Source organism: Nonomuraea cypriaca, from assembly GCF_015645445.1.
Classification (GTDB): domain Bacteria; phylum Actinomycetota; class Actinomycetes; order Streptosporangiales; family Streptosporangiaceae; genus Nonomuraea; species Nonomuraea cypriaca.
Genome location: NZ_JADOGI010000007.1, coordinates 90,686 through 96,696 on the forward strand (window position 1 = coordinate 90,686; position 6,011 = coordinate 96,696).

A 6,011-nucleotide genomic window follows, 5' to 3' on the forward strand; every position below is an offset into this window, starting at 1 on the left:
CCGTGTCGACCCTGGCCCAGCAGATCGTCAACGGTTTGGTGCTGGGCGCTCTGATCGGCCTGATCGCGCTCGGCTACACCATGGTCTACGGCATCATCCAGCTGATCAACTTCGCTCATGGTGAGGTGTTCATGGTGGGCGCGTTCGGCGCCCACTTCGCCTGGCTGTACCTGCTGCCCGCGGGCACGCCGTGGTACGCGGCCCTGCCGGTCATGGTCGTCGCAGCGGTGGTGGTCGCCGTAGCCGTGGCGGTCGCGATGGAACGGTGGGCCTACCGGCCACTTCGCGGCTCGCACAAGCTGGCCCCGCTGATCACCGCGCTCGGCGTGTCCATCCTGTTGCAGGAGGTCGTACGGGTCTTCTACCCGGGCGCGACCGCGCCGCTGGCCTTCCCGCGCGCGTTCGCCGAGGGCCACCTCACCCTCGGCCCCGTGATGATCCTGTGGACCGGCGTCCTGGCTCTGGCCCTCGCGCCGCTTCTGGCCGCCGGGCTGCATCTGTACGTGGAGCGCTCGCGCCTGGGCCGGGCCATGCGCGCCACGGCCCAGGACCCGGACACCGCCCGCCTCATGGGGATCGATCCGGATCGGGTGATCCTGGCGACGTTCGTGATCGGTGGGGCCCTGGCCGGCGTCGGCGCCGTTCTGTACGGCGTGCACTACACCCAGATCGACACCGCGATCGGCTTCCAGAACGGCATCTTCGCCTTCACCGCCGCCGTGCTCGGAGGTATCGGCAACATCCGCGGCGCCATGCTCGGCGCGATGTGCATCGGCCTGGTGAAGTCGCTGGCCGGCCAGTACGCCTGGGGCGGCGCCCAGTACGACTACGTCTGGGTTTTCGTGCTGCTGATCCTCGTGCTGATGTTCCGCCCGCAGGGCTTCCTCGGCAGGCCGGAGAGGGTCCGGGCATGACGACTCTGAGAACTCGCCCGGCCACCCAAGTGCGGGCCCCGGCGAGGCGGCCATGGCGTTCGGCTCCGGCCGCCGTGCTCGTGCTGGTGGGAGCCCTGCTGCCGTGGGCCTCGATGGTGCTGCCGGGAGGGGCCTACCCCGACCTCGCCACGCTGCAGTTCTTCGACGCCCCGTACCTGGTCACCGGGTTCCGGCTGCACCTGGTCCTGCTGGGGCTGGCCGCGTTCCTGCCCAGGGCGGGCAGGGCCGCCGGCGTCGGCGTGGTCGTCATCGCGCTGGTGCACACCGCCTTCCTGACCACCCTGGGCGCGCTGTCGTTCGGCGGCCCGGTGACGATCGTCGCCGGCGCCCTGCTGATCTGGCTGGGCAAGCCGGACGGCCCGGCCCCGGCGTGGAGGCCGCCCGCTCGGGCGCTGGCCTGGCCGATCCTCGTGGCCGCCTTCGCCGCCCTGCTCTGGCTGGTGTCGGCGACGCTGACCGCGGGCGGGCAGAGCCGGGCCACGAACCCACACGGAGGAGCCGAGTTCCTGGCCTTCCTCGGGTTCGCCGCCGGGCTGATCGGCATCCTGTCCGCGTACGGGGTGATCGCCTGGATCTCCTCGCTGGCCGAGCGGCACCGGATGTTCAGCGTGACGGTACTGCTGGCCTGCGCGATGCTGCTGCCGCTCACCGAGGCCGGTACGGGCTACTGGATGACGGTGGCCTCGACGATCGGCATCTACGCGGCCACCGCGATCGGGCTGAACATCGTCGTGGGCCTGGCCGGGCTGCTCGACCTGGGCTATGTGGCCTTCCTCGGCATCGGCGCCTTCACCGCGGCGAACCTGGCCCACACGCTGCCCTTCCCGGTCGCCGCGCTCGCGGGGGCGGTGACGGCGGGGCTGCTCGGCGTGGTGGTGGGCGCGCCAACCCTGCGCGTACGGGGCGATTACCTGGCGATCGTGACGCTCGCGTTCGGAGAGATCTTCTTCCGCGCCGCGCAGAACGACCTCGGCGGCCTGACCGGCGGCGCCAACTCCCTCCCGGGGATCCCGCCGATCACCATGTTCGGCCAGGCGTTCGACCAGCCGATCGGCGGCCTGCCCGCCGGCTTCCTCTACTACGCCGTGACCGTGCTGATGGTGGCCGGGGCGATGACGGTGCTGGCCAACCTCAAGCACAGCCGTATCGGCCGAGCGTGGCTGGCCATCAGGGAGGACGAGGACGTCGCCAGGGCCATGGGCGTGCGCACCGGACGCGCCAAGATCCTGGCCTTCCTGGTCGGCGCCACGCTGGCGGGCCTGGCGGGCGCGGTCTTCGCGCACAAGCTGGGCACCGTCGGGTTCGAGAGCTTCGACTTCGGCGAGTCCGTCACCCTGCTGGCCGCGGTGATCCTCGGCGCCATGGGCACCGTGCCCGGCGCGGTCGTCGGCGCCTCGCTGCTGTTCGTGCTGCCGGAGAAGCTGCGCGAGTTCAGCGACTACCGGCTGATGCTCTTCGGGCTCGCCCTCATCCTCATCATGCGTTTCCGTCCCAGAGGGTTGGTGTCCTCATGACCCTGATCGCAGAGCGCGTCTCCATGTCCTTCGGCGGGCTCTCCGCGCTGAACGACGTCACGCTCACCGTGCCGGAGCACCACATCGTCGGCCTGATCGGCCCCAACGGAGCCGGCAAGACCACCCTGTTCAACTGCCTGACCGGCCTGTACGCGCCGACGTCCGGCCGGGTCCTGCTGAACGGGCGGCCCCTGGCTGCCGACCCCGCCGAGGCGGCTCGCCGCGGGATCGCGCGCACGTTCCAGAACATCCGCCTGTTCTCCGAGATGTCCGTCATCGACAACGTGCTCACCGGCCGGCACACCCGGATCAGGCAGAGCCTGCTGAGCGCGCTCCTGCACGGCCCCGGCTACCGCAGGAGCGAGGCGGAGGCGGTCGAGTGGGCCCGCGCCGAGCTGGCTTTCGTCGGACTCGACCCCGAGGGCCGCGCTCCGGCGCGCAGTCTGGCGTACGGGGACCAGCGGCGCCTGGAGATCGCCAGAGCGCTGGCCGGCGACCCGGCGGTGCTCATGCTGGACGAGCCCACCGCCGGCATGAACGCCAAAGAGACGGCCGCCGTCCGCGAGCTCATCATCGCCATCCGCGAGCGCGGGATCGCGGTGGTGGTGATCGAGCACGACACCAAGTTCATCTTCTCCCTCTGCGACCACGTCCACGTGCTGGTACGCGGCCAGATGCTGGTCGAAGGCCCACCGGCGGTCGTCCGGGCCGACCAGCGCGTCATCGAGGCCTACCTGGGAGCCGCCTGATGCTCGAAGTGAAGGGACTCAACGTCGCCTACGGCGCGATCGAGGCCGTCAAGGACGTCAGCTTCACCGTTCATGAGGGGCAGATCGTCTGCCTGGTCGGCACGAACGGCGCGGGCAAGAGCACCACGCTCAGAACCGTCTCTGGCCTGCTGCGCCCGCGCGGCGGCGAGATCGTCTTTCAGGGCCGGCCGATCCACGACCTGCCCGCGCAGGCCGTGCTCGCCGCCGGCGTCGCCCACTGCCCCGAGGGCCGCAAGCTGTTCGCCGGCATGACCGTCGAGGAGAACCTGCTGCTGGGCGCGCACCTCCGTAGAGATCGCGGCGTGGAGCGGGACATGGCCCGGGCGTACGACCTGTTCCCTGTGCTGGGGGAGCGGCGCACGCAACGGGCAGGGCTGTTCTCCGGCGGCGAGCAGCAGATGCTGGCGATCGCCCGCGCGATGATGGCCAGGCCCAGGCTGCTCATGTTCGACGAGCCCACCATGGGGCTGTCCCCCATCATGATCCAGCGGATCCTCGACACCATCACCATGCTGCGCGACCAGGGGACGACGGTCCTCATGGTCGAGCAGAACGCCCTGGCCGCGCTCACCCTGGCCGACCACGGCTATGTGATCGACCTCGGCCGCACCACGCTGTCCGGGCCAGGCCGCGAACTGCTCGCCGACCCGCGGGTGCGCGCCGCCTATCTCGGCTGAACCGGGTGGTCAGGCAGGGAGCTTGGCGCGGTGGGGGCGGTGCCGGATCTGGCCGGTGCGAGCGGCCCGCCGCACCAGGAGGATCGTAGGCGCCAGGCAGACCAGCAGCGCGAGCAGGCTGGCCTCGGGCCCGAAGGTGCCGCCGGTCAGCGCGGCCGGGCCGGACAGCGTGACGCTCAGCAGTCCCTGGGGCGGCGTGCCCGATCCGGAGAGCATGACACCGAAGACCCCGGCATGAGTGAAGTTCCAGGCGAAGTGCAGGCCGATGGGCAGCCACAGCGCGGGCTGCATCGGTCCTGCCTCAGTTCCGCCCGTAGATCTCGCGGCTCCAGAGGTCTTCGCGAATGCGTTCGATGCCGGCGAACAGGTGACGGCGGTAGGTGGCGTACGGCAGGCCAAGGCGTTCGGCCGCGACCTCCTGGGTGGGGGCGCCACGGAGATAGGTGATGTCGAGAGCTCGGTGGAGTTTGGCGGCCCGCGGGTCTTGGCTCAGGTCGTGGATGGCCTGTTCGAGCAGAGCGCGCAGGGCCCTGGCGGGATCGGCCTGACCGGCGAGGATTCTGCTGCGGGTGAGGGGGTTGGCGGCCAGTTCCCCGAGTCTCGGCAGATGACGCAAGGCCTTGCGGAGGGCATCGGTGAACTCCGCTTGCGACAGCACCGCCAGGTCCGGCTCGTGCATGACCCGCGCCTGCCGCCGGTCGGCCGGCAGCAGGCGCTCCAGCCAGATGTGCGCGGGTACGGCCCGCCAGTCGTGAGCACGGAGGATGTACTCGACATCTCCCTCCCACGCGTGATCCCCGAGGTCGTGCATGTTGTAGTGCCGGTAGCGCTCGCTCAAAGGGTCTTCGCCGTGCACGGCCATGAACGACCAGGCCATGCGTTCCGAGCGTAGGCACCAGCCCACCATCCGCCACTGGATCAGGTCCATCACCGGCGACGTGCCGCGGTAGCGCTCACGCACCCAGCTCCGGCCGACAGCCAGGTACTCGCCGGGCCGCAGCGGGGCGACGGTGTGTGCGTTGGCCCAGGCCGTCGCGGCGACCGGGTCCGCCTGCGCTTCCTCCTGGGAGTCGAGGCGAAGCCAGGCGGTGGCGGCCGCCAGTTCGCCGTCTCGTGTCGTGCGGTAGAGACGGAACGCTCGCGGCTGCCGGGTCGTCCAGAGGGAGACGGCGGCCGCCGATGCGGCGTCGCACTCGGCGGCCAGGCGCAGCAGGTCCTCGGTGTCCTCGGGGCGGAAGACGTCCTCGTACACCTCACCGTGGTCGCGCCAGGCGTGCGGCTTCGGCGTCCGTTCTTCGTCGCGATGCAGGTAGATCAGCGAGCCGACGACCCCGAGCACGTCCATGTCGTCGGCGGCGCGGATCCGGGCCATGAGATGAGTCTTGACGCTCAGGTGCATGTCGGCGTGGCCCTGCGGGTCTCGCCAGCGCAGGTCGGCTTCGAGGATCTCGCGTACGACATCGTGCGGGTAGAGCCCGAGCGGGCCGGAGTCGATGAACGGCTGCCGCCGCAGCCACGAGAACAGGGCCGCGGCGTCGTCATCGGGCAGGACCGCGCGCAGCACGTCCTGCGTGGTCATGTACGTGTGCGCGCACACCTGCAGGGCATGCCAATGCGCGGGGCCGGGCACTTCGCCGACGAGTTGGTCGAGCAGGGAAGCGACCACGTCGTGGCTGGGAGTCCAGCGGGAACCGGCGGCGCTGTCCTTGATCGCTGCCGCGGCCCCGAGCGAAAGTGCGAGCGGGTGCCCGCCGGCGAAGGCGAGCAGCGGATCGCGCAGTTCGCCGGCCATGCCACGGGCCTGCAGCAGGGCCGCGGAGTCCACCGGGTCCAGGTCGTGCAGCGCGATGAGCCGCAAAGTGTCGGCCCAGCCTGGATCGGCCTGCCACACCAGGTCCGGCGGGATGCGCCCGGCCAGCACGACCACGGCGCCGTCCGGGAGGCGCGGCAAGAACCGTCCACGCAGCCAGCTCTCCAAGCCCTGAATCTATCAGTTACGTGGAATCAACTCCCCGTGCGTGTCCCTTCCAATGAGCTGATCTTGATTCGGTAGCCTCGCTGTCAGTCGAGGGGCGGGGGTCCTGGACGTGGCGGTGGTGCTGGAGGACAAGTGGC

Annotated in this window: 6 protein-coding genes; 4 read left to right on the forward strand and 2 right to left on the reverse strand. The window is 70.7% G+C overall.

The window, feature by feature from the left end; genetic code table 11:
• Window positions 1–2: 2 nt before the first annotated feature.
• Genes ITP53_RS04295 through ITP53_RS04310 form a run of 4 tightly spaced genes read left to right on the forward strand, consistent with a single transcriptional unit; the run spans window position 3 to window position 3,896 of the window.
• Window positions 3–914, forward strand: a complete 912-nt coding sequence (locus ITP53_RS04295; RefSeq protein WP_195893951.1) for a branched-chain amino acid ABC transporter permease — start codon at window positions 3–5, stop codon at window positions 912–914.
• Window positions 911–2,449, forward strand: coding sequence for a branched-chain amino acid ABC transporter permease (locus ITP53_RS04300; protein ID WP_195893952.1), 1,539 nt, complete (start codon window positions 911–913; stop codon window positions 2,447–2,449). Before ITP53_RS04295 ends, ITP53_RS04300 begins: the two co-directional genes overlap by 4 nt.
• The gene (locus tag ITP53_RS04305; protein ID WP_207755514.1) at window positions 2,446–3,198 is read left to right on the forward strand and encodes an ABC transporter ATP-binding protein; all 753 of its coding nucleotides are present in this window, start codon (window positions 2,446–2,448) and stop codon (window positions 3,196–3,198) included. The genes ITP53_RS04300 and ITP53_RS04305 overlap by 4 nt, the downstream gene beginning before the upstream one ends.
• On the forward strand, window positions 3,198–3,896 hold the full coding sequence (locus ITP53_RS04310; RefSeq protein WP_195893953.1) for an ABC transporter ATP-binding protein: 699 nt from the start codon (window positions 3,198–3,200) through the stop codon (window positions 3,894–3,896). Before ITP53_RS04305 ends, ITP53_RS04310 begins: the two co-directional genes overlap by 1 nt.
• Before the next feature lie 9 nt (window positions 3,897–3,905).
• On the opposite strand, the gene ITP53_RS04315 is transcribed toward ITP53_RS04310, so the two are convergent.
• Together ITP53_RS04315 and ITP53_RS04320 are read right to left on the reverse strand one after the other, a co-directional pair.
• Window positions 3,906–4,187, reverse strand: a complete 282-nt coding sequence (locus ITP53_RS04315) for a hypothetical protein (protein WP_195893954.1) — start codon at window positions 4,185–4,187, stop codon at window positions 3,906–3,908.
• Between the two features lie 10 nt (window positions 4,188–4,197).
• Window positions 4,198–5,847 (reverse strand): RNA polymerase sigma factor, encoded by a 1,650-nt coding sequence (locus ITP53_RS04320; RefSeq protein ID WP_195893955.1) that lies wholly within the window; start codon window positions 5,845–5,847, stop codon window positions 4,198–4,200.
• Window positions 5,848–6,011 lie beyond the last annotated feature (164 nt).